This is a genomic window from Duganella sp. Dugasp56, assembly GCF_047304105.1.
Taxonomy (GTDB): Bacteria; Pseudomonadota; Gammaproteobacteria; order Burkholderiales; family Burkholderiaceae_D; genus Rugamonas; species Rugamonas hordei.
In genome coordinates, this window is the sequence record NZ_JBGLYQ010000009.1 from 78,519 (window position 1) to 100,408 (window position 21,890).

Sequence of the window (21,890 nt, forward strand, 5' to 3'; positions counted from 1 at the left end):
TAGCGCCATATACCGCTAACCAGCGCTTCCCTTCGCAACATGGGCGCCGGCGGCCGGCGCCAGCCGCAAAGCGTCGGCCAGACCCAACAGGCTGACCAGCGCCACCAGCAGGAAAGCGAGCCGGTAGTCGATGGCCGGCCAGTCGGCGATGCCGAACGCCTGCGCGCTCCAGTGGCCCAGCCGCACGCCGGTCGCCCCCAGCGCGATGCCCAGCCCCAGCGCGACCTGGAAGGCGGTGCTGAACAAGGTGTTGGCCGCCGCCATGCGCTGCTGCGGCACGTCGGCGAAGGCGATGGTGTTGAGGGCGCTGAACTGCATCGAGCGCGTCAGGCCGCCGGCGTACAGCACGGCGGCGATGATCCACACCGGCGTGGACGGCGTCAGCAAGGCGCAGCCGGCCAGCGTGGCGACGTTGGCCAGGCCGTTCACCAGGATCACCGGCTTGAAGCCGAAGCGGCGCAGGATGGGCGTGGTGGCGGGCTTCATCATCAGGTTGCCGGCGAAGACGGCGATCACCAGCAGGCCGGAATGGAAGGCGTCCAGCCCGAAGCCCAGCTGGAACATCAGCGGCAGCAGGAACGGCACCGCGCCGATCGCCATACGGAACAGCGAGCCGCCGACGATGGTGATGGCGAACGTGGGAATCGCGAACGAACCGAGGTCGATCAGCGGATGCGCGGCCCGGCGCAGATGCCAGCCCAGCGCGGCCAGCAGCGCGGCGCCGGCGGCGATGCAGGCGCCCGCCTCCAGCCAGTCCGGCCGCAGGCTGCCCGCCACCTCCGCGCCCCAGGTCAGCAGCAGCAGCGCGCTGGCGCTGAGCAGGAAGCCGGGCCAGTCGAACGGCCGCCGCGCCGCCGCGCGCTGGTCGGGCACCAGCCACCAGGCCAGCGCCAGCGCGATCACGCCCAGCGGCAGGTTCAGGTAAAAGATCCAGCGCCACGAGGCATAGCTGGTGATGAAGCCGCCCACCGGCGGGCCGAGCACCGGCGCCACCAGTGCCGGCCAGGTCAGCGTGGCGATGACGGCGATCAGGCGTTCCTTGGGCGTGTTGTTGAGCACCACGAGGCGGCCGACCGGTACCATCATCGCGCCGCCCGCGCCTTGCAGCACGCGCAGCCAGACGAATTCGCTCAGGCCGTCGGCCATGCCGCACAAAACGGAGGCCAGCGTGAAGATCGCGAGCGCGGCGGCAAACACGCGCCGCGCGCCGAAGCGTTCGGCCACCCAGCCGCTGATCGGGATGAACACGCCCAGCGTCAGCAGGTAGGCGCTGACGCCGATGTTCAGCGCCAGCGGCGCCACGCCGAATGTCCTGGCGATGTCCGGCACGGCCGTGGTGATCACGGTGCCGTCCAGGTTCTCCATAAAGAAGGCGCCGGCCACCAGCAAAGCTATCCATTTGCTGGCGGTCGGCGCCGGGGTGTTGCTAGTCATGTCCGGCCCTGGCTGCGTTCGCGTCGATGCGCTATTGTAGCGCCGGAGCGCACGACGTTGGCGGACAGCGGTCGGCCGGATGGCGATTACAGGTGTGCGGCGATCTGCGGCAGCAGCTCGTCGAAAGTGCGGCCCTTGCCGTTTTCGCCGATGGCATGCATCTTCCATTCGCCGTTGTGGCGGTACAGCTTGGCCATGATCTGCGCCGAGTGCGGTCCCTGCACCGACAGGTTGAAGCGCGCCACTTCCTTGCCGTTGACCGCGTCGACCAGGCGGCAGTAGGCGTTCTCCACCTGCGCGAAAGTCTGGCCGGTGAAGCTGTTCACCGTGAACACCAGGCTCTTGATCGACGACGGCACGGCGCCCAGGTCGACGTTGATCTGTTCATCGTCGCCGTCGCCGGCGCCGGTGCGGTTGTCGCCGGTGTGCTGGATGCTGCCATCCTTGCTCTTCAACTGGCGGAACCAGATCACGTCGACCGGCGCGCCGGACTCGTTGAACATCACGCACGAGGCGTCCAGGTCGACCGCCTCGGTCTTGGCGCCGAAGCCCAGGAAGCCCTTGCTCTTGATGGCGTCCCAACCGAGGCCCATCGTCACGCGGCCCAACGCGCCGCCGGCTTCCTTTTCCAGAGATATCTTCTGGCCCTTGCTTAAACTGACTGTCATGGTTGACTCCTATGTTGATTTACTGCGTGCCGCCGCGCTGCGCCCAGGCCTGGAACGCCGCGCCGTTGCGCGAGCAGATCAGGATTTTTCCTTGTCCGGAAAAGCGCAGCACCATGCCTTCGCCGCTGGTCTGGCTGTTGACCAGATTGCTCAGAAAGCCGCTGCTGCCGCCCGTGGTGACCGAGATTTCATAGCGCAGCGCGCTGTCCCATGCCACCACGTGCGAGTTATCGATGATCACGTCGCGCCCCGGCGTCACGTCCAGTTGCGACATCGAGCCGAAGCCCGACACCGCCACCTGGCCGACGCCGGCCGTCTCGGTGATGAAAAAGCCGCCGCTCTGCGCGAACAGCGCATTGCCCAGGCTTTGGGTACGCACCTTCAGCTCGACGCTGGAGGTGGCTGCGACGAAGGCGCCGTCGCTCAGCATGTACTGCTGCTGGCCAACGTCCAATATCTGCATCGCTCCGGGCAGGCGCGGCGCCAGCAGGCAATCGCCTTCGCCGCGCACCGCCTCGATATGCTGCTGGAAGAAGGACTCGCCGTTGGCGAAGCGGCGCATGATGGCCGCGCCGATGCCGCCGGTGACCTTGCCCTTCAAATCGAGCGCCGCTTCCATCATCACCATCGCATCGGACTCGCAGTAGATTTTTTCACCGTGAGCCAGCGAGACGTGCAGGAATGGGTCGATATCGCCGGTGATCGAAAACTTGGGCATGATTGAGTCCTTTCTTCTGACTTTAAATTAAACGCTTACGCCGAACGACGAAGCCAGTGGGCCCAGGCCGCCCTTGAAACCCTGGCCGACGGCCTTGAACTTCCAATCGCCGCCGTTGCGGTACACCTCGCCGAACACCATCGCCGATTCGGTGGAACCGTCTTCCGACAGGTCGTAGCGGGCGATCTCGCCGTTGCCGGCGGCGTTGACGCAGCGGATGAAAGCCTTCTGCACCATGCCGAAGTTCTGGCGGCGTTCGTCGCCTTCGTGGATCGTCGCGCAGATGGCGATGCGCTCCACGTTGGCCGGCACCTTGGTCAGGTCGATGGTGACGGTTTCGTCGTCGCCGTCGCCGGCGCCGGTGCGGTTGTCGCCGGAGTGCGTGACCGACTGGTCCGACGATTTCAGGTTGTTGTAGAAGATGAAGTCATTGTCGGCGCGGACCTTGCCGTCCACTTTCAACAGGAAGGCCGAGCCGTCCAGGTCGAAGTCCTTGCCGTCGGTGCTGCGTACGTCCCAGCCCAGGCCGACCACGATTTTCGACAGGCCGGGAGCTTCCTTGCTCAGATTGACGTTGCCGCCTTTTTGCAGACTGATTGCCATGATGTGATACTCCTAAAAAGAGAACCGGACCTTATTTACACTTGGTGCTGCAGGCGGCGGGCCGTGTCCGTAATTGACGGCCCGCCGGATTCTTGAAAATTTTATGCTGCGATCGCGACGGCGGCTTCCTGCTTGCGGCGGTGGCGTACCGAAGACCACAGCGAGGCGCCGATGAAGGCAACACCAATCAGGCCGGTGAACAGTTCCGGGATGTGGTACTTCATACTTGCCAGCATGATCGCGGCCAGGATACCGATCGCATAGTGCGCGCCGTGCTCCAGGAAGACGAATTCATCGAGCGTGCCCTTCTTCACCAGGTACACCGTCAGCGAGCGGACGAACATCGCGCCGATGGCCAGGCCCAGCATGATGATCACGACGTCGGTGGTGATGGCGAACGCGCCGATCACGCCGTCGAAGCTGAACGAAGCATCCAGCACTTCCAGGTACAGGAAGCCGCCGATACCGCCCTTCTTGACCAGGTCACCGACGTTGCTGCCCTCTTCTTCCTTCTCCAGCAGGTTGCTGATCGCATCGACGCCGACGTAGATCAGGATGCCCCACAGGCCGGACACCAGCACCACCAGCTTGTGCGCTTCGCCTACCAGGCCCATGGAGCCCAGCAGGACGCCCAGCGCAATCATTACCGAGATCGAGGACACCTTGCCCAGCGAGCCGAGTTTCTTCTCGACGTTGCCCAGCCAGTGCACTTCTTTCTCGTCATCGAGCAGGAAGTTCAGGAACACCAGCAGCAGGAACATGCCGCCGAATGCCGCCACTTCCGAATGGTGATTCGTCAGGTGCATCGAATACGTCTTGGGATCGTTCAGCGCCAGGTGCCACACGTCCATGATGCCGATGTCCGCGGCCACCGCCACGATCACCAGCGGGAACAGCAAGCGCATGCCGAACACCGCGATGATGATGCCGACGCCGAGGAACAGTTTCTGCCAGTAGTCGTCCCAGGTCTTCAGCACGGAAGCGTTGACCACCGCGTTGTCGAACGACAGCGATACTTCCATCGCGGCCAGGATCGCGGCGATGCCCACGGCGGACAAGGCGCCGCCCCATCCCGATAGTTCGTAGCCCCACCAGCCCGCTGCGGCCAGGCACAGGAACGTGACGAGGAATGACACTTTGAAGTGTTTCATTCTTTTCTCTCTTGGTTATGAATCGATGGGATGCAGTGTAGAGAACAAACGACTTTTTAAAAATAGAAGATAATTGAAGTATTCCTTCGTAAAAACAGAAGATCATGAAAACCAGTGGATTGAATTTCCGCCACCTGTATTTTTTCTGGATGGTGGCCAAGGAGGGCGGCGTGACGCGCGCGGCCGAGCGGCTGGGGCTGGCCGTGCAGACCATCAGCATGCAGCTGGCGTCGCTGGAGCAATCGATAGGCAAGCAGCTGCTGGAGCCGCAGGGACGGCGGCTGGTGCCGACCGAGGCCGGCAAGCTGGCGCTCATCTATTGCGACCAGATCTTCCTGCTGGGCGACCAGTTGCAGGATGCGCTGGACGAGGCGGAGGCGGGCAAGATGCGGCTGACGGTCGGCATTTCCGATTCGCTGCCCAAGCTGATCGCCTTCCGCCTGCTGCAGGCGACGCAGCAGATGGACCAGCAGGTGCGGCTGGTGTGCATGGAGGATGAATTTGAAAACCTGCTGGCCGACTTGGCGCTGGGCAAGCTCGACGTGGTGCTGACCGACCGCGCCGTGCGCGCCGGCGGCAGCCTGAAGGTGTTCAGCCACCTGCTGGGCGAGAGCGACATGAAGCTGTTCGGCGTTCCCAGGCTGGCGCGCAAATACCGGCGCAACTTCCCGGCCAGCCTGCATGGCGCGCCGCTGCTGCTGCCGACCCGCAACAACGCGCTGCGCGGCCGCATCGACGCCTGGTTCGTGCAGCACGAGGTGCGGCCGGACATCGTCGGCGAGTTTGAAGACAATGCGATGCTGAACACCTTCGGCCGCAACGGGCTGGGCCTGTTCTTCGCGCCGTCGGCGCTGGCGCAGGACATCGAGGATCAGTTCGGCGCGGTGCTGGTGGGCGACGCCCCGGAACTACGGGAACAGTTCTTCGCCATCTCCAGCGCCCGCAAGATCACCCACCCGGCGATCGAGGCCATCCTCAGCGCGGTGCACAGCGGCCCGTTCGCCATCGCCGAATAAGGCAGTCACAGGCTGGCCAGCAGCCGGGTCATGTCTTCCTTGCAGATTGCCAGCAGCTTCTTGGCGGCGGCGAGTTGGTCCAGGTGCGGTTGCATGGCATCGGCCTGCGCCGGGTCGAACGAGGGCAGGAACTGCTCTTCGATGGTGGCCAGCAGGGTGAATTTGTCGACCAGCGCGTTGAAGTTGGCCAGCACGGCGTCTTCCACCTGCAGCGCGGCCAGCCTGGCCTGGGCGGCGGCGGCCAGTTTGCGGTAGCTGTCCGGCGTTTCCGGCCAGCGCAAGGCCTGGCCGCCTATCTGCGCCAGCAACCACGAATATTCGGTCTGCGCCCGGCTGAATCCATAGATGAACTGCCCGACGCTCTCGTAATATCCCTCGCTCATTTGGTGGCCTTTTTTGTCTTTTTAACCATGCCGCCAACTATACTGGAATCCCAGGCCCCAATTTACGCACATTCTTGCGTCGGCGGCGTTTTTTGCGCTGCGCTGCCGCACAGTCGTTTAAGATGCATGTTTTAACTACCCGAATCGCCGCTCGGCCCCTATGCAAAACCTCATGCTTGTCGTGCTCGCCGTCTTCCTGGTCGCGCTCAATGGATTCTTCGTGGCGGCCGAATTCGGCATCGTCACGCTGCGCAAGACGCGCGTACGCGCCATCGCCAAGACGCAGGGACTCAAGGGCCGCATCCTCGGCAAGGTGCACGGCGAGCTGGACGCCTACCTGTCCGCCTGCCAGCTGGGCATCACGCTGGCCTCGCTGGGCCTGGGCTGGGTCGGCGAACCGGCCTTCGCCAGCCTGCTGGAACCGCTGCTGACGGCCATCGGCGTCACCGCGCCGGAAATCGTCCACGGCATCGCCTTCGTGTTCGCCTTCTGCGTGATCTCCTTCCTCCACATCGTGGTCGGCGAGCTGGCGCCGAAGTCGCTTGCAATCCGCATGCCGGAAGTGATCGGTCTGTGGAGCGCGCTGCCGCTGTACGGCTTTTACTGGACCATGTACCCCTTCATCTGGGTGCTGAACGAGAGCGCCAACATGGTGCTCAAGCTGGCCGGCCTGTCCGGCAAGGGCAGCCACGACAGCCACTATTCGGTCGACGAACTGAAGCTGATCCTGCGCACCAGCCAGCCGGGCGAAAAGTTCAACAAGGATGAGCGCAACATCCTGGCCCACTCGCTGGATTTCAGCGACCTGGCCGTATCCGACCTGATGCGTCCGATTAACGAGGTGATCGGCCTGTACGCCAACCGCCCGCTGAACGACAACCTGCAAACCATGCTGCGCAACCGCTTCAGCCGCTATCCCTACTACGACAAGGATGGCGAGACGGTGCTCGGCGTGGTGCACCTGAAGGACCTGTTCTTCGCCCAGCAGTCGGGCAAGCCGGTGACCGACCTGGTGCCCTTCCTGCGGCCGGTGGAGACGATCTCGGCCCGCACGCCGGCGCTGGAGCAGTTCCGCCGCTTCCGCGACGGCGCGCCGCATTTCGCGCTGATCGGCGAGAAGGGCAAGCGTCCGCTGGGCTTCATCACGCTGGACAACCTGCTGGGCGCGATGGTCGGCGAGATCCACGACGAGTTCCGCCTCAACGAGAACGACTGGCTCAAGCAGCCCGACGGCACGCTGGTCGGCAAGGCCAGCCTGCCGATCTTCTCGCTGGAGCGCACACTGGGCATCGACATCGAAAACGAGGAGCTCGGGCTGGAAGAGGTAGAATCGGTGGGCGGCCTGATTATGCTGAAACTGGGCGATATCCCGAAACAGGGCCAGCGCATCAGTTTCCGCGGTTTCGACATCGTCGCCAAGAAAATGAACGGCCCGCGTATCCTGCTGGTCAAGGTCATCCCGAAGGATGACACCGAGGACAACGCCGACCTGGATTAACCCGGTAGGAGGCACTGTGCTGAGGCGTTCGATCCTGTGCTGTACCCTGCTCTGCCTTGCCGGCGCGCCAGGCGCGGCGCCGGCCGGCGAATGCGGGCATCTGCGTGTCTCCTTCTACGAGGACGGCGCATTGTTCTACCGGGGTCCCGACGGCAGCTGGACCGGCATCGACAAGGACGTGGTCGACGAACTGGCGCGCCGGCTGGGTTGCACCATCGAAGCCAGCGTCGATTCGCGGGTGCGCATCTGGGCCGGCTTGAACGCCGGCACCATCGATATGTCGGTGTCCGCCATCCCGCTACCCGAGCGGGAAAAAATCGGCCCCATCATCCCCTACATGATCGGCCGCAATTACGTCCTGCTGCACAAGGACCTGAGCGCGCGCGTCACCAGCATGGAAAGCTTCCTCGCCGATCCACATTACAAGATCGCGGTGGTCAAGAGCTACAAGCACGGCAAGGCTTACGAGGCGTGGCTGGCGCAGCTGCGCGCCCAGGGCCGCGTGTTCGAGACGGCCGATCATCTTTCCATGCTGCGCCTGTTCAAGCTGGGGCGCGTGCAGGCCGTCATGGCGACGCCGACCACCTGGTATCCGCTGGTGAAACAGGAGCAGCTGGCCGGCACCTACAGCGTCATGGACTGGCGGCCCAAGGACAACATCGTCTCCGGACTGATCCTGTCGCGTCGGCGCATCGACGAAGCCACGGCGGCCCGCTTCAGCCAGGCGGTGCGGGCAATGCGCGACGACGGCACGCTGAGGCGCATCTTCACCCGCCACACCGACGCCGAGCGCGCCGCGCAGATGGTCAATTTCTAGGTGCCCTTGGTCCAGTTTTGCAGCAGGCCCAGGCCCACCGCCAGCAAGGTCGGGCCGATGAACAGGCCGACAAAGCCGAACGCCAGCACGCCGCCCATCACGCCCAGCAAGACCAGGATGAACGGCAGGCTGCTGCCGCGGCTGATCAGCATGGGCTTGACCACGTTGTCGACGCCGCTGATCAGGAACATGCCCCACACCAGCATGAAGATGCCCCAGCCGGTACGGCCTTCGTTGAACAGCCAGATCGCCGCGCCGCCCCAGATCAGCGGCGGTCCGACCGGCACCAGCGAGAACAGGAAGGTCGCCACCGACATCAGCGCGACGGCCGGCACGCCAGCGATCAGGAAGCCGATGGCGGCCACGCCGGCCTGCGCCAGCGCGGTGCCGAGCAGGCCGTACATCACGCCGCGCACGGTGCGGCTGACGGTATCGGCCACGGCCACGCTTTGCGCGCCGATCAGTTTATCCATGCCGGTGGCCAGCGCCGCCAGCATGGCGTGGCCGTCGCGGTACAGGAAGAAGCTGACGAACACCGCCAGGCTGACCTGCGCCACGCCGCTGCCCAGCACCATGCCGCCGCCCAGCAGGAAGCGGCGCGCCGGCTCCAGCAGGTTCTTGGCGACGTTCAGCAATTCCTCGCGGCTGCCCAGCAACTTGCGCAGATAGGTGTCGGCAGCTTCGCCGAGCACCGGAATATCCTTCAGCCACGACGGCGGCACCAAGGTGCCGCTATCGATGCCGGCCTTGATCTGGTCGTAGAAATCGGAGGCGTTGTCGGCCACGTTCCAGGTCACCAGCGCCAGCGGCAGGATGATCAGCAGGGTCAGGCCCAGGCTCATGGTGGCGGCGGCCAGCGCGCGGCGCTGCTTGCACCTGGCCAGCAGGCGCTCGTACAAGGGCCAGCTGGAGATGGTGATGGCGGTGGCGAACAGGATCGCGGCCAGGAACGGCCGCAGCACGGTCAGGCAGCCGATCACCAGCAGGACGACGGCCGCGAGGCGGGTATAGGGTTGGAAGCGCTGTCGCATGCGCCCCGCCTCAGGAGGACAGGGACAACAACTGCTTCACGTCATGCACCAGCGGCGCCGGGCCCTGCCCGCTGCGCACCAGCAGGCGGATCTTGCCCTGCTTGTCGAACACATAGCTGGCGGCGGTGTGGTCCATCGAATAGCTGCCCGGCGTCTTGCCCTCCACCTTGGCGTAGAACACCTTGAAATCCTTGCCGACGGCGGCGGTCTGCTCGGGCGTGCCGTACAGGCCGAGGAAACGCTTGTCGAAGGCCGGCACGTATTGCGCCAGCAGTTCGCGCGTGTCGCGCTCCGGGTCGACGGTGACGAACAGTACCTGCACCTGGTCGGCCTGCTGGCCCAGCTCCTTCATCACGGCCGACATCTCGGCCATCGTGGTCGGGCAAACGTCCGGGCACTGGGTATAGCCGAAGAACATGATGACGACCTTGCCCCTGAAATCGGCCATGGTGCGCGGCTTGCCGTTATGGTCGGTCAGCGCGAAGTCCTTGGCGAAGGCGGCGCCGGTCAGGTCGGTGTTCTTGAATTCCAGCCGGGGCGCAGGCTTCTCGCCGCAGGCGGCCAGCAATACGGACAGGGCCACCAGGGCCAGGGCGAGGAGTTTTTTCATCAGATCTTGAAGTAGTGGTCCACCAGCAGCGCTGCGAACAGCAGCGACAGGTAGATGATCGACCAGGTGAAGGCCTTGCGGGCCACCAGGTCGGTGTAGTGGCGGTAGATTTTCCACGCGTGGCGCAGGAACACGGCGTTCAGCACGATGGCGCAGGCCAGGTAAATCAGGCCGCTCATGTGCACCACGTACGGCAGCAAGGTGGTGGCGGCCAGCGCGATCGAATACAGCCAGACGTGGAACTGCGTGAACTGCATGCCGTGCGTGACGGGCAGCATCGGCAGGCCGGATTTGGCGTAGTCGTCGCGGCGGTACAGGGCCAGCGCCCAGAAGTGCGGCGGGGTCCAGACGAAGATGATCATCACCAGCAGCCAGGCCTGCATCGGCACGTCGTTGGCGACGGCGGCCCAGCCCAGTGCCGGCGGCATCGCGCCGGACAGGCCGCCGATGACGATGTTCTGCGGCGTGGCCGGCTTCAGTATCATGGTGTAGATGATGGCGTAGCCGACGAAGGTGACGAAGGTCAGCCACATCGTCAACGGGTTCACCAGCGAGTACAGGATCCACATGCCGGCGCCGCCGATGACGGCGGCGAAGACCACGGTCTGCGTGACGGTGATGTCGCCCAGCGCCATCGGGCGGCGGGCGGTGCGCGCCATGCGGGCGTCGATTTCGCGCTCGGCCAGGCAGTTGACGGCAAACGCGGCGCCGGCCAGCAGCCAGATGCCCGCCGTGGCGGCGATCAGCACGTGCCAGTCCGGCATGCCGTCGGTGGCCAGGAACATGCCGATCACGGCACAGAATACGGCCAGCTGCGTCACGCGGGGCTTGGTCAGCGCCCAGTACTGTGAAGCGCGGCTGGCGGGTTTGGAGATGGTTTGAGTGGTCATTGGCGTTGCTTGGTGAACTGGGCTTGCCCGAAACCGGCGCCTGAGGCTGCCTTTTTGGCAAGGTCGTACTGGTACTTAGCCTTGTAGTTTAACATGGTAAGCAGCAGGACCAGCATCGCCGCCCCGGCGTTGTGCAGCACCGCGATGGCCAGCGGGAAGCTGAGGAAGATGGTGGCGATGCCGCTGGCGATCTGCACCGCCAGCGTGACGGCGATATTGCGCGCGGTGCGGTGCAGCGCCGCGTGCTCCCACGCGCGCCAGGCCGTGTAGCCGGCCACCAGCGCGACGACGAAGCCGAAATTGCGGTGCACCCAGTGGATCGCCGTCAGCGCGGCAAACGGCAGGTAGTGGCCGGCCGCGGTCTTGCCCAGCTCGCGCCACAGGGTGAAGCCGTGTTCGAAGTCCATGTCCGGCACCAGCTTGCCGCCGCACAGAGGGAAATCGGTGCAGGCCAGCGTGGCGTAGTTGGTGCTGGTCCAGCCACCCAGCGCCAGCTGCACCAGCAGCAGCGCGGCCGAGGCGCCGGCCAGCAGGCGGATGTTGCGCATCGCCGGCGGCGAGGCCGTCACCGTGCGCACCGGCGAGATCAGCTGGTTCTGGCGGCCGCCGTACCAGGCCAGCAGCGCCAGCAGGCCCATGCCCAGCAGCAGGTGGGTGGTGACGATCACCGGCTGCAGCTTCAGCGTGACGGTCCAGGCGCCGAACGCGCCCTGCAGGCAGACAAAGCCGAACAGCAGCGCCGGCAGCCACGGCGCATATTCCGGCCGTGTGCCTTTCGACTTGCGCCACTGATAAATGGATTGCGCCAGCATCGCCACGATCAGCACACCGATCGTCATCGCCAGGTAGCGGTGGATCATCTCGATCCAGGCCTTGACCACGGTCACCGGGCCGGTCGGCAGCAGCGCTTCGGCCGCCGTGATCTGCTCATGCGCGAGGAAGGGATTGGCGGCGCCGTAGCAGCCCGGCCAGTCCGGGCAGCCGAGGCCGGAATCGGTCAGCCGCGTGAAGGCGCCGAACACGATCAGGTCGAAGGTCAGGAACACGCTGACCCAGACCAGCTTGCGGTACTTGTTGGCGTCGGACGAGGTCCACACCAGCGACAGCGGCAGCAGCGCGACCAGCAGCGCGGTCACGGCCATTTGGGCGATGGTGGTCGAGTGCATAGCCGGTCAGCCTATCGCCGAAGCCTTCAGCAGCTTGCTGATGTCCTTGTGGACCTTCTTCACCTTCTCGGTGTCGCTGGAGACGGCCCCTTTCGGGAAGCGCATCATCAGGTTGCCCAGCGGGTCGATCAGGTAGACGTGGTCGGACGCGCGGTCGCCGGCGCCTGGCTCCAGCGGCAGCCACTTGTCGATCACGGCGGCCGGCGCGCGCAGCATGCGGGTGCCGTCGTTGACGCGCATCAGCAGCGTGTCGAGCGGCTGCTCGTCGGTGATCATCCACACCCGCTCGATGCGCTCCATCTCCTTGCCCTGCATGGTGCGCAGCTGGCGCATCGCGAACAGCTGGTCCTGGCAATCCTGCCGGCAGTCGGACGGGCCGACCTTCAGCATGATCCACTTGCCCTTGTAGTTCTCCAGCGTGGCGGGCTTGCCGTCCAGCGTGGTGCTGGCCATGGCCGGGATCGGATGCTCGCGCGGGTCGATCAGCGCGCCGAAGTTGGTCACCCCGCCCTTGGGCTTGATGACGTAATAAGTAAGGTAGGAGCCGACCAGCGGCGCCGCGCAGACGGCCAGCACCAGCAACAGCTTCCAACGCCCACGGCTTTGATTACTTTTGTTTTCCACGTCTGAATCCGTTCACTACAAAGAAGATAACCGCCATCGCCGACAGTGCGTACCACTGGAAGGCGTAGCCCTGATGTTTTTCCACGCCCAGCGACGGCGCCGGCCAGCCGCGCACCATCCGCACATCGTCGCCGGCCGGCTTGGCCGGGCTCGTCTGCAGGACCACGAAAGGCTGCATGGTCAGGCCGCTGTCCTTGGCCACCTGCAGCGGATCGGCGTTCTGCACGATGGCTTTCGGCGTCAATACCGGTGTCTTGCCCAACTCCATCACGTGACCGGCATCCAGCCGCGCCGTGCCTTCCAGCGTGACGGTGCCGGCCGGCGTGGCGTAGACCGGTAGTTTGGCGCGGTCGGCCGCGTCGCGCGGCAGCCAGCCGCGCGCCACCAGCACGTGCATGTTCGATCCCGCAATTTTAAACGGCATCAGCAGATAAAAACCCGAGCGGCCGTCCGACGGACGGTTGTCCAGGTACAGCGGCCAGTCGGCGACAAATTCGCCGGTGACGGACACGCGACGGAACTCCACCGCCTCGGCCGCCAGCGGCGCGCCGTCGAGCAGCATCGGCGCGCTGGCGTTGCCCTGCGCCAGCTTGGCCTGCAGCACGATCTTTTGCGCCGCGCGGCGCTGCTGCCAGTTGCCCAGCTGTATGCCGAGCGTGACCACCAGCACGGTCGCCACGAAAGGGATCAGTTTAAAACGGAACGCAATACCCATTACAATGGAACCCCAATCAAACCATCTACCGGTCCTGCCATGAAAATTGCTGTCGCCATCGCGTTTATCCTGATCATCGGCAGCCTGGCTTCCGCCTTCTTCTTCCTGATGCGCGACAAGGGCAAAAGCAACAACACCGTGCGCGCGCTGGCGGTGCGGGTCGGATTGTCGATCGCCCTGTTCGCCGCGCTGCTGATCGCGCACAAGCTCGGTTACATCCAGCCGACCGGCATCCGCGGCTAACTCAGTTGCTAAAAAAAATAGCCGCATCCGGGACGGTCCCGCATGCGGCTTTTTCTTCAGCGCCGCAGCAACATCGCTGCGGCATTATATCGTTGTTACAGCCAGTAGACGACGACGTACAGGCCGAGCCAGACGACGTCGACAAAGTGCCAGTACCAGGCCGCGCCTTCGAAGGCGAAGTGATGGTCTGCCGTAAAGTGGCCGCGCAGCACGCGCACCAGCACCACCGACAACATGATCGCGCCCATCGTCACGTGGAAGCCGTGGAAACCGGTCAGCATGAAGAAGGTCGAGCCGTAGATGCCCGAGGTCAGCTTCAGGTTCAGTTCGGTGTAAGCGTGGTGATACTCAAAGGCCTGGAAGCCCATGAAGATCGCGCCCAGGGCGATGGTGGCGAACAGCCAGAACGCCGTCTGCGCACGGTGGCCGGCGCGCAGCGCGTGGTGCGAGATGGTCAGCGTCAGGCCCGAGGTCAGCAGCAACGCGGTGTTGATGGTCGGGATAGGGAACGGACCCATGGTCTTGAATTCCTGCACGGTGCCGGCAGGACCGACGTTACCCCAGTGCGCGGCGAAGTCAGGCCAGATGAACTTGTGGTCCAGGTCGCCCAGCCAAGGCATGGTGATCGTGCGGGCATAGAACAGCGCGCCGAAGAAGGCGCCGAAGAACATCACCTCCGAGAAGATGAACCAGGCCATCGACCAGCGGTAGGAGTGGTCGACGCGCTGGCCGTACTGGCCGCTCTCGGATTCCTTGATGGCCTCGCCGAACCAGAAATACAGCACGGCGATAATCGATGCCAGGCCAATATAGTTCACGACTGGGCCCCACGAAGCATCATTGACCCAGGCCGAAGCGCCGATCATGGTGGTCAGCAGGGACATGCCTGCCAGCAGCGGCCATTTGGATGGACCAGGCACGAAATAGTACGGTGCCGCGGCGTTATGTGAACTCATCTTCATCTCCCTAAATCAACTTTATTCGAGAATGCTACGTTTTACTTTAAAACTACAAACTTGACGATCGTGATCAGCAGTCCGATAAAGCAGGCCACGCCGATCAATGCCGCGATGATGATGTGCACCGGATTCAATTTCGCCGAATCGGTGTCGAAATCGCTCTTGCGGCGCAGGCCGAAGAACGACCAGAACACCGCCTTCATCGAATACATGAACGACGCCTGTTTCTTTTCCTCTTGCATGGCGCTCACCTTTACTTGGATGCGGTCTTGTCCAGACCGCCCACCTCGAAGAAGGTGTACGACAACGTAATCGTCTTCACGTCCCTCGGCAGCGCCGGATCGATGAAGAACACCACCGGCATCTGCCGCGCCTCGTGGGGTTTCAAGCTCTGCTGTTTGAAGCAGAAGCACTCGACCTTCTTGAAGTGCGGCATCGCGCTTTGCGGTGCGTAGCTCGGTATCGCCTGCGCGCTGACTTCGCGGTTCTGGGTGTTGACCACCTCGTACATCACCGTCGCCAGCTCGCCCGGATGCACGGTCATGCTGTGCGTCACCGGACGGAAACGCCACGGACCTTGCGCATTGCCGTCAAACTCGATCGTCACGTCGCGCGTCTTGTCGACCTGCGTGTTCGTATCGGCGCTGACCGTGCCGTCCTTCTGCGTCAGCACGTTGATGCCCAGCGCTTCGCAGATCTGGCGGTAGAACGGGTTCAGCGCGTACGCAAACCCGAACATCAGCACCGCCACCACGATCAGCTTGCCCAGCAGCGTGCGGTTCAGCCCGCCGGTTTCCTTGTCTTCGCTCACGTCGTCAGCTCAGCCACATCCGTTTAACGAACACGGACAGGAAAAAGAACAGTGCCACGCCGGCCAACAGCAGGCCGGTCCTTGCGTTATTCGGCTTCTTCTGTTCGCCCATGATTACTTGAACTGCGGTGGCGTTTCAAAGGTGTGGAACGGTGCTGGCGAAGGCACAGTCCATTCCAGGCCTTCGGCGCCGTCCCATGGCTTCGCTTCGGCTTTCTTGCCGCCGCGGATGGTCGGCAGGATCACGAAGAACAGGAAGAACACTTGCGACAGGCCGAAACCGAAGGCGCCGATGGAGGCGATCATGTTGAAGTCCGTGAACTGCGCCGAGTAGTCGGCGTAGCGGCGCGGCATCCCTGCCAGACCCAGGAAGTGCATCGGGAAGAAGGTGACGTTGAACGTGATCAGCGACAGCCAGAAGTGGGTCTTGCCCATGGTTTCGTTGTACATGTGGCCGGTCCATTTCGGCGACCAGTAGTAGAAGCCTGCGAACAGCGCGAACAGCGAACCGGCCACCAGCACGTAGTGGAAGTGCGCCACCACGTAGTAGGTGTCCTGCAGCTGGATGTCGATCGGGGTCACGGCCAGGATCAGGCCGGTGAAGCCGCCGATGGTGAACACGAAGATGAAGCCCACGGCGAACAGCATCGGGGTTTCGAAGGTCATCGAACCCTTCCACATCGTGGCGATCCAGTTGAACACTTTAACGCCGGTCGGCACCGCGATCAGCATGGTCGCGTACATGAAGAACAGCTGCGAGGTCACCGGCATGCCGGTGGTGAACATGTGGTGCGCCCAGACGATGAACGACAGGATGGCGATCGACGCCGTGGCGTACACCATCGAAGCGTAGCCGAACAGCTGCTTGCGGGCGAAGGCCGGCAGGATCTGCGAGACGATGCCGAACGCCGGCAGAATCATGATGTAGACCTCCGGGTGGCCGAAGAACCAGAAGATGTGCTGGTACATGACCGGGTCGCCGCCGCCGGCGGCGTTAAAGAACGAGGTGCCGAAGTGGCGGTCGGTCAGCGTCATGGTGATCGCGCCTGCCAGGACCGGCATCACGGCGATCAGCAGGTAGGCGGTGATCAGCCAGGTCCAGCAGAACATCGGCATTTTCATCAGCGTCATGCCGGGAGCGCGCATGTTCAGGATGGTGACGATGATGTTGATCGAACCCATGATCGACGAGGCGCCCATCAGGTGCATCGCGAAAATCGCCATGTCCATGCCCGGGCCCATCTGGGTCGACAGCGGAGCGTACAGCGTCCAGCCGGCCGCGGTGGCGCCGCCAGGGACCAGGAACGAGGTCGCCAGCAGGATCGCCGCAGGTGGCAGCAGCCAGAACGAGAAGTTGTTCATGCGCGCGAAGGCCATGTCCGACGCGCCGATCTGCAGCGGGATCATCCAGTTGGCGAAGCCGACGAAGGCCGGCATGATCGCGCCGAACACCATCACCAGGCCGTGCATGGTGGTCAGCTGGTTGAAGAACTCAGGCTGGAAGAACTGCAGGCCCGGCTTGAACAGCTCGGTGCGGATCATCAGTGCCAGCACGCCGCCCGAGAGCAGCATGATGAACGAGAACCACAGGTACAGCGTACCGATGTCTTTGTGATTGGTGGCAAACAACCAGCGCGACAAACCATGGGGATGGTCGTGAGCGTGATCGTGATCGTGTGCGTGATCCAAGGTGCTAGTGCTCATTTGTAACGCTCCTGATTACTTACGTGCAGCCACAACTTCGGCTGGTTGAACGATGTTTTCGGCGGCCTTGTTCGACCAGCTATTACGGGTGTAGGTGATGACAGCCGCGATATCCGTATCCGACAGTTGCTTCCAAGCCGGCATTTCGGCGGAGAATTTGCCGCTCTTCTTGCCGTGCAGCAGAACGTTGATCTGTTCAGCCTTGGGACCGTTGACCACTTCCGAGCCGTCCAGCGGTGCGAACGCGCCAGGCACGCCCTTGCCGTTGGCCTGGTGGCAGACCACGCAGTTGGCGCCGTAGACTTTTTCGCCCTTGGTTTTCAGCTCGTCGATGGTCCAGGTCTTGTTTGGATCGTCGGCCAGCGCGGCCATTTCTTTTTTCTTGCCATCGACCCAGGTCTTGTACTCGGCGTCGGTGACGACCTTGACCACGATAGGCATGAAGGCGTGTTCCTTGCCGCACAGCTCGGAGCAGTAGCCGCGATAGGTGCCGGTGTGTTCCGCCTTGAACCAGGTGTCGCGCACGAAACCGGGGATCGCATCCTGCTTGACGCCGAAGGCCGGGATCGACCACGAGTGGATCACGTCGTTGGCGGTGGTGACCATGCGGATTTTCTTGTTGACCGGAACCACGACTTCGTTGTCGACTTCCATCAGGTAGTTGTCGCCGCGCTTCTCGGTCGGCTCGAAGCCGGGAGAGCCCACTTGCGCGCGCGGGGTCGACAGGTTGGACAGGAAGGAGATGCCTTCGCCGTCGCCTTTCAGGTAGTCGTAACCCCATTTCCACTGCATGCCGGTCACTTTGATGGTGATGTCGGCGTTGGAGGTGTCTTTCATGCCGACCACGGTGCGGGTCGCAGGCAATGCCATGCCGATAACGATCAGGAACGGCACCACGGTCCAGGCGATCTCGACCGCGGTGGATTCATGGAAGGTGGCTGGCTTGTGGCCCAGCGACTTGCGGTGCTTGAAGATGGAGTAGAACATCACGCCGAACACGCCGACGAAGATGACCAGGCAGACCAGCATCATCCAGGTGTGCAGGCTGTAGATTTCGGACGCGATCTGGGTCGCTGGAGGCTGCAGGTTCAGTTCCCCTGCCACCGGGCCGCCGGTACCGCCGGTTGCCGCAGCGTAGGTACCCGTCGCGGTCGCCGCCGTGTCAGCCGCCCACGCTGGGATACTTGCCGCCATTACCGACAGCCCGAGCATCAACGATTGAAGTCGCTTCGCATGTTTCATGTTTTCCCCAACCACCCAAGAAATTAAAATATTTTTTTAACGACTCCGGATTTCGGTGAACTGAACCGGCGCCGCTCCTTAAACAACTTCAGGCCCCATGCCAGTCCCGTCTGAAAAAATCTTCATGACGCGACCCCGGCGGGACCTTGCGGCCTTTCACCTCGTCCCCAGATACTGCCCTGTGACAACGCAAAAGCCTGATTCTGCTTAATTCAAATGCTCGTTCGTGCTCGTTTCTGCCCGCATGCACCTCAGGTCGCTGGTTTATAGCTGGCGACGTGACATGCTGGCAAAATTAGTCAATGATTATATATAACAACAACGTCCCACATCAAGAAATAATCCAATCCGCAACTATGGCATAGCCCGGGGAACCACACTGTAACCGCAAACCCGCTACTGGCGCGGCTTTCGTGGTAAGTCAAAGCGGATGATCGCCTCGCCTTTGGACGTCATCCGGGGCGCCGGACGGAAGGCGTGGCCATAAATCACCTCGAAAGTCAGGCCCAGCTTGCCATCCGGCCGGCGGCCGCGCTCCAGCGCGTCCAGCATGCGGCGCCATGCCTGCCTGCCCATCAAGCCCCGCCGCAGCGTGCCCAGCGGATTGCCGCCCAGCGCGCGCACGTCGGCCAGCAGGGCTTGCGGCGTGTCGTAGGTGACGGTGATGACTTCCATGTCCAGCACCGGTGTCGAAAAGCCAACTTCCACCAACTGGTCGCCAAAATCGTGCATATCCACGAAAGGCAGCGTGTGCTGGGCCAGGTCGGCCTCGGCAAAGGCAGCCCTCAGCTCGCGGAAAGTGTCCGGCCCGAAGCAGGAAAACATCAGCAGGCTGTTCACCCGCAGCACGCGGCGCCACTCGGCGAACACGCGGTCCGGCTGCGGATGCCAGTGCAGGGCCAGGTTGGACCAGACCAGGTCGACCGAGTTCGGCCCCAGCGGCAAGTCGGCGAAATCGCCGCAGACCAGGTCCACGCCTGTCTTGGCCGGCAACAATTTGCTCAACAACTGGTTCAGCGAGGATTGTTTCGCAACCGGCCCCTGCGCCGCAAGCACCATCGCCTCGGCGGCGTCGATACCGAGTATTTGCGCTGCGGGATAAGATTTCTGCAACAGTGGCAGATCGGCACCGGCACCGCAGCCGGCGTCGAGCACCCGCTGCGGTGCAATTTTGATCAGTTCCAGGCGGTCGAACATGCGCGACGATATTTCCCGGCGCAGGAAATCGGAGGGCTGGATGCGTTCGGGGCGGCCGAACAGGGCGCGCACGCGCTCCTGGTCGATCGGCGCGCTTAATTTGGGGGGATTTGCGGGGACTTGCATGGTCGATAAGCGTGTAATGCGATAATGCGGCAGTGTACATGGTTGAAGGCAAAAGCGTGATCGAGCTCCCGACTCACCATACGATACGCCGGCTGCTGGGCCGCGCCAGCGGCGGTTTGCTGCGCGCGCTGCTGCCGCTGTCCTGTTCGCTGTGCGCCGCCGACAGCGACGACCTGCTCTGCCCCGGATGCGCCGCCCAATTTTTCGGCAGCGATGCCGCCGTCCCGCGCTGCCCGTGCTGTGCCAACCCGCTGCCGGCGGGCGCCGACAAGCAGCTGTGCGGCGCCTGCCGCAGCCACCGGCCGGCCTTCGACGTCACGCTGGTGGCGGCCGATTACGCGATGCCGATCGACCAGCTGGTGCTGCAGCTGAAATTCGGCCACCGCCTCGCGTTGGCGACGCTGTTCGCCCGCCTGCTGCGCGACGCCGTCCTGCAGCAACCAGGCTTTGCGCTGCCCGCGCTGCTGTGCCCGGTCCCACTCGGTCCCCGCCGGCTGGCCGAACGCGGCTACAATCAAGCCTTGGAAATCGCCAGGCCGCTGGCGCGCAGCCTGGGCGTCGCGCTGCACCCGCGCCTGGCCGTGCGCATGCGCGACACGACGGCCCAGAGCAGCGTCGCCCCCGACCAGCGCCAGCAAAACATCGCCGGCGCCTTCGCCATACCGGACGCGGCCCTGGTGGCGGGCCGCCACATCGGCCTCGTCGACGACGTCATGACCAGCGGCCGCACCTTGAACGAACTGGCGGCAACATTGAAGCGCCACGGCGCCGCGCGCGTGAGCAACCTGGTGTTTGCCCGCACGCCGCCCCATTGAACCGATAGAGGAGAATCACCTTGTTTCACGTCGTACTAGTCCAGCCGGAAATCCCGCCCAACACCGGCAACGTCATCCGCCTGTGCGCCAACACCGGCGCCCAGCTGCACCTGATCGAGCCGCTGGGCTTCCCGCTGGAGGACTCCAAGCTCAAGCGCGCCGGACTGGATTACCACGAGTACGCCCAGATGAAAGTGCACAAGGATTGGCCAGCCTTCCTGGCCGAGGTGCAGCCCGATCCGGCCCGCATGTACGCGATGACCACGCACGGGTCCTCGCCGTTCGCCAACGCCAGCTTCCAGCCCGGCGACGTGTTCGTGTTCGGCTCCGAAACGCGCGGCCTCGACCCGGCCTTCCGCGAAACCTTCCCGCCGGCCCAGCGCATCCGCCTGCCGATGCGCCCCGACAACCGCAGCCTGAACCTGTCGAACACGGTTGCCGTGGTGGTGTTCGAAGCCTGGCGCCAGAACGGCTACGCCGGCGGCGCCTGATACGCCGCAGCGGGCCGCCGCTCGGCGTGCAGCCATACCGACCATGCAACACCGGCCACCAGCAGCACGATCGCCAGCCATTCCAGCGGATGCGGTGCCCGGCGCTGGTAGAGATAACCGTACAGCAGCCCGAACAGCACTTCAAACAGCAGCAGCTGGCCGGACAAGGTCACCGGCACGCGGCGGCTGGCGATGTTCCACAACTGGTTGCCGATCACCGACGCCGCCGTCGCCACCAGGGTAATCACCAGCCAGAAATGCAGCCAGTCGCGCGGCGGGGCGGCGGCCTTGGATGTCGCCAGCCAGAGCACCGGCGCCAGCAAAAGTGCGACGAGCCCGCTGCTGATGCCGTACAGCCCCGACCAATCGGCGCTGCTGAAGCGAGGGTTGCGCTTGAGGAAGCGTGCGTTGTCGACCGCATACCAGGTCCAGCAGACCAGCGCGCCGAACGCGCACAGCATGCCCGCGGCCAGCGTCGGCCATGCGGCGACGCCCTCGCCCCGCGAAAACACTTCGACGTTGATGCACACCATGCCGGCCACCACCAGCAGCAACGGCCACGCCAGCACGCGCAAAGACACCGCGCCATGATCGCGCCGCCCGAGCAAGGTGACGCTCAGCGGCAGCAAGCCGATCACCAGCGAAGCACCGGCGACGCCGGCCAGCTGTACGCCGCAAGAGAGCAGCAGGTAATAGACGATATTGCCGGCCAGCGCGTGGCGCAGCAGGACCAGATAGTCGGACGGCATCAGCCGCCGCAGCAGTCCCGCCAGGCGCGGCGCCAGCAGCACCAGCATGATCAGCCCGTAGGCCAGGTAGCGCCCCAGCGCCAGTTCCAGCGGCGTAAAGTCCGCCAGCCACTTCGGCATCACGAAGATCGTGCCCCACATCGCCCCGGCCGCCAGGCCGCACAACACGCCATACCACATACCGCCTCCTGTCATCGAAGCGGTGATTGTCGGCGCGGACTGCCGGGAA

26 protein-coding genes are annotated in these 21,890 nt (G+C 63.9%); 6 read left to right on the forward strand and 20 right to left on the reverse strand.

The window, feature by feature from the left end:
* Nucleotides 1-15 precede the first annotated feature (15 nt).
* The 5 genes from ACCD07_RS08140 to ACCD07_RS08160 all read right to left on the reverse strand — a co-directional run bounded on the left by ACCD07_RS08140 (nt 16) and on the right by ACCD07_RS08160 (nt 4,574).
* Entirely contained in the window at nt 16-1,434 is a 1,419-nt protein-coding gene (locus ACCD07_RS08140) for an MFS transporter (protein ID WP_413447049.1), read from the reverse strand.
* Between the two features lie 86 nt (nt 1,435-1,520).
* Entirely contained in the window at nt 1,521-2,102 is a 582-nt protein-coding gene (locus ACCD07_RS08145) for a TerD family protein (RefSeq protein ID WP_176654679.1), read from the reverse strand.
* Between the two features lie 19 nt (nt 2,103-2,121).
* Nucleotides 2,122-2,820, reverse strand: coding sequence for a TIGR00266 family protein (locus tag ACCD07_RS08150; protein WP_176654680.1), 699 nt, complete (start codon nt 2,818-2,820; stop codon nt 2,122-2,124).
* A 27-nt stretch (nt 2,821-2,847) separates the two neighbouring features.
* Entirely contained in the window at nt 2,848-3,423 is a 576-nt protein-coding gene (locus tag ACCD07_RS08155) for a TerD family protein (RefSeq protein ID WP_176654681.1), read from the reverse strand.
* Between the two features lie 101 nt (nt 3,424-3,524).
* Nucleotides 3,525-4,574 carry a DUF475 domain-containing protein gene (locus tag ACCD07_RS08160; RefSeq protein ID WP_176654682.1) on the reverse strand — a complete coding sequence of 350 codons (1,050 nt, stop codon included), beginning with the start codon at nt 4,572-4,574 and terminating at the stop codon, nt 3,525-3,527.
* Between the two features lie 104 nt (nt 4,575-4,678).
* Here ACCD07_RS08160 and nhaR point away from each other — a divergent pair, with 104 nt between their 5' ends.
* Nucleotides 4,679-5,590 (forward strand): transcriptional activator NhaR, encoded by a 912-nt coding sequence (nhaR, locus tag ACCD07_RS08165; RefSeq protein ID WP_176654683.1) that lies wholly within the window; start codon nt 4,679-4,681, stop codon nt 5,588-5,590.
* A gap of 5 nt (nt 5,591-5,595) precedes the next feature.
* Here nhaR and ACCD07_RS08170 read toward each other — a convergent pair whose 3' ends face one another.
* Nucleotides 5,596-5,973: a hypothetical protein gene (locus ACCD07_RS08170; protein ID WP_176654684.1), complete on the reverse strand. Its 378-nt coding sequence runs from the start codon at nt 5,971-5,973 to the stop codon at nt 5,596-5,598.
* Nucleotides 5,974-6,133: 160 nt separating this feature from the next.
* Between ACCD07_RS08170 and ACCD07_RS08175 the strand changes: the two genes are divergently transcribed.
* Together ACCD07_RS08175 and ACCD07_RS08180 are read left to right on the forward strand one after the other, a co-directional pair.
* Entirely contained in the window at nt 6,134-7,471 is a 1,338-nt protein-coding gene (locus tag ACCD07_RS08175; RefSeq protein ID WP_176654685.1) for a hemolysin family protein, read from the forward strand.
* Nucleotides 7,472-7,487: 16 nt separating this feature from the next.
* Nucleotides 7,488-8,288 (forward strand): substrate-binding periplasmic protein, encoded by an 801-nt coding sequence (locus ACCD07_RS08180; protein WP_353399689.1) that lies wholly within the window; start codon nt 7,488-7,490, stop codon nt 8,286-8,288.
* Here the strand turns inward: ACCD07_RS08180 and ACCD07_RS08185 are convergent.
* From ACCD07_RS08185 to ACCD07_RS08210, 6 genes are read right to left on the reverse strand one after another with little or no spacing between them, the layout of a single operon-like run.
* On the reverse strand, nt 8,285-9,319 hold the full coding sequence (locus ACCD07_RS08185; protein ID WP_353399686.1) for an AI-2E family transporter: 1,035 nt from the start codon (nt 9,317-9,319) through the stop codon (nt 8,285-8,287). The two genes, ACCD07_RS08180 and ACCD07_RS08185, sit on opposite strands and share 4 nt — an antisense overlap.
* A 10-nt stretch (nt 9,320-9,329) precedes the next feature.
* Complete coding sequence (locus ACCD07_RS08190; RefSeq protein ID WP_176654688.1) at nt 9,330-9,929, reverse strand: SCO family protein; 600 nt, start codon at nt 9,927-9,929, stop codon at nt 9,330-9,332.
* On the reverse strand, nt 9,929-10,819 hold the full coding sequence (cyoE, locus tag ACCD07_RS08195; protein ID WP_176654689.1) for a heme o synthase: 891 nt from the start codon (nt 10,817-10,819) through the stop codon (nt 9,929-9,931). Before cyoE ends, ACCD07_RS08190 begins: the two co-directional genes overlap by 1 nt.
* The gene (locus tag ACCD07_RS08200) at nt 10,816-11,985 is read right to left on the reverse strand and encodes a COX15/CtaA family protein (RefSeq protein ID WP_413447050.1); all 1,170 of its coding nucleotides are present in this window, start codon (nt 11,983-11,985) and stop codon (nt 10,816-10,818) included. Before ACCD07_RS08200 ends, cyoE begins: the two co-directional genes overlap by 4 nt.
* A 6-nt stretch (nt 11,986-11,991) precedes the next feature.
* Nucleotides 11,992-12,609 carry a redoxin domain-containing protein gene (locus ACCD07_RS08205; RefSeq protein WP_176654690.1) on the reverse strand — a complete coding sequence of 206 codons (618 nt, stop codon included), beginning with the start codon at nt 12,607-12,609 and terminating at the stop codon, nt 11,992-11,994.
* Entirely contained in the window at nt 12,593-13,324 is a 732-nt protein-coding gene (locus ACCD07_RS08210; RefSeq protein ID WP_176654691.1) for an SURF1 family protein, read from the reverse strand. The genes ACCD07_RS08205 and ACCD07_RS08210 overlap by 17 nt, the downstream gene beginning before the upstream one ends.
* Before the next feature lie 39 nt (nt 13,325-13,363).
* On the opposite strand from ACCD07_RS08210, the gene ACCD07_RS08215 reads away from it, so the two are divergent.
* Nucleotides 13,364-13,567 (forward strand): twin transmembrane helix small protein, encoded by a 204-nt coding sequence (locus tag ACCD07_RS08215; RefSeq protein ID WP_176654692.1) that lies wholly within the window; start codon nt 13,364-13,366, stop codon nt 13,565-13,567.
* A gap of 95 nt (nt 13,568-13,662) precedes the next feature.
* Here ACCD07_RS08215 and ACCD07_RS08220 read toward each other — a convergent pair whose 3' ends face one another.
* The 7 genes from ACCD07_RS08220 to ACCD07_RS08250 form a co-directional block, all read right to left on the reverse strand.
* Nucleotides 13,663-14,523, reverse strand: a complete 861-nt coding sequence (locus ACCD07_RS08220) for a cytochrome c oxidase subunit 3 (protein WP_176654693.1) — start codon at nt 14,521-14,523, stop codon at nt 13,663-13,665.
* 41 nt (nt 14,524-14,564) lie between these two features.
* Nucleotides 14,565-14,768 carry a DUF2970 domain-containing protein gene (locus ACCD07_RS08225; protein ID WP_176654694.1) on the reverse strand — a complete coding sequence of 68 codons (204 nt, stop codon included), beginning with the start codon at nt 14,766-14,768 and terminating at the stop codon, nt 14,565-14,567.
* Between the two features lie 11 nt (nt 14,769-14,779).
* Nucleotides 14,780-15,337, reverse strand: coding sequence for a cytochrome c oxidase assembly protein (locus ACCD07_RS08230; protein WP_353399670.1), 558 nt, complete (start codon nt 15,335-15,337; stop codon nt 14,780-14,782).
* Nucleotides 15,338-15,341: 4 nt separating this feature from the next.
* Nucleotides 15,342-15,449 carry a cytochrome oxidase small assembly protein gene (locus ACCD07_RS08235; protein ID WP_217430623.1) on the reverse strand — a complete coding sequence of 36 codons (108 nt, stop codon included), beginning with the start codon at nt 15,447-15,449 and terminating at the stop codon, nt 15,342-15,344.
* A gap of 2 nt (nt 15,450-15,451) precedes the next feature.
* On the reverse strand, nt 15,452-17,041 hold the full coding sequence (ctaD, locus tag ACCD07_RS08240; protein WP_176654696.1) for a cytochrome c oxidase subunit I: 1,590 nt from the start codon (nt 17,039-17,041) through the stop codon (nt 15,452-15,454).
* A 15-nt stretch (nt 17,042-17,056) separates the two neighbouring features.
* Nucleotides 17,057-18,283: a cytochrome c oxidase subunit II gene (gene coxB / locus ACCD07_RS08245; RefSeq protein WP_176654697.1), complete on the reverse strand. Its 1,227-nt coding sequence runs from the start codon at nt 18,281-18,283 to the stop codon at nt 17,057-17,059.
* Nucleotides 18,284-18,679: 396 nt separating this feature from the next.
* Nucleotides 18,680-19,606: a methyltransferase domain-containing protein gene (locus ACCD07_RS08250; RefSeq protein WP_176654698.1), complete on the reverse strand. Its 927-nt coding sequence runs from the start codon at nt 19,604-19,606 to the stop codon at nt 18,680-18,682.
* Nucleotides 19,607-19,644: 38 nt separating this feature from the next.
* Here ACCD07_RS08250 and ACCD07_RS08255 point away from each other — a divergent pair, with 38 nt between their 5' ends.
* Both ACCD07_RS08255 and trmL read left to right on the forward strand, forming a co-directional pair.
* Entirely contained in the window at nt 19,645-20,421 is a 777-nt protein-coding gene (locus ACCD07_RS08255; protein WP_413447051.1) for a ComF family protein, read from the forward strand.
* A gap of 20 nt (nt 20,422-20,441) precedes the next feature.
* Complete coding sequence (trmL, locus tag ACCD07_RS08260; protein WP_176654700.1) at nt 20,442-20,912, forward strand: tRNA (uridine(34)/cytosine(34)/5-carboxymethylaminomethyluridine(34)-2'-O)-methyltransferase TrmL; 471 nt, start codon at nt 20,442-20,444, stop codon at nt 20,910-20,912.
* On the opposite strand, the gene ACCD07_RS08265 is transcribed toward trmL, so the two are convergent.
* Entirely contained in the window at nt 20,894-21,841 is a 948-nt protein-coding gene (locus tag ACCD07_RS08265; RefSeq protein ID WP_413447052.1) for a DMT family transporter, read from the reverse strand. The genes trmL and ACCD07_RS08265 overlap by 19 nt on opposite strands.
* Nucleotides 21,842-21,890 lie beyond the last annotated feature (49 nt).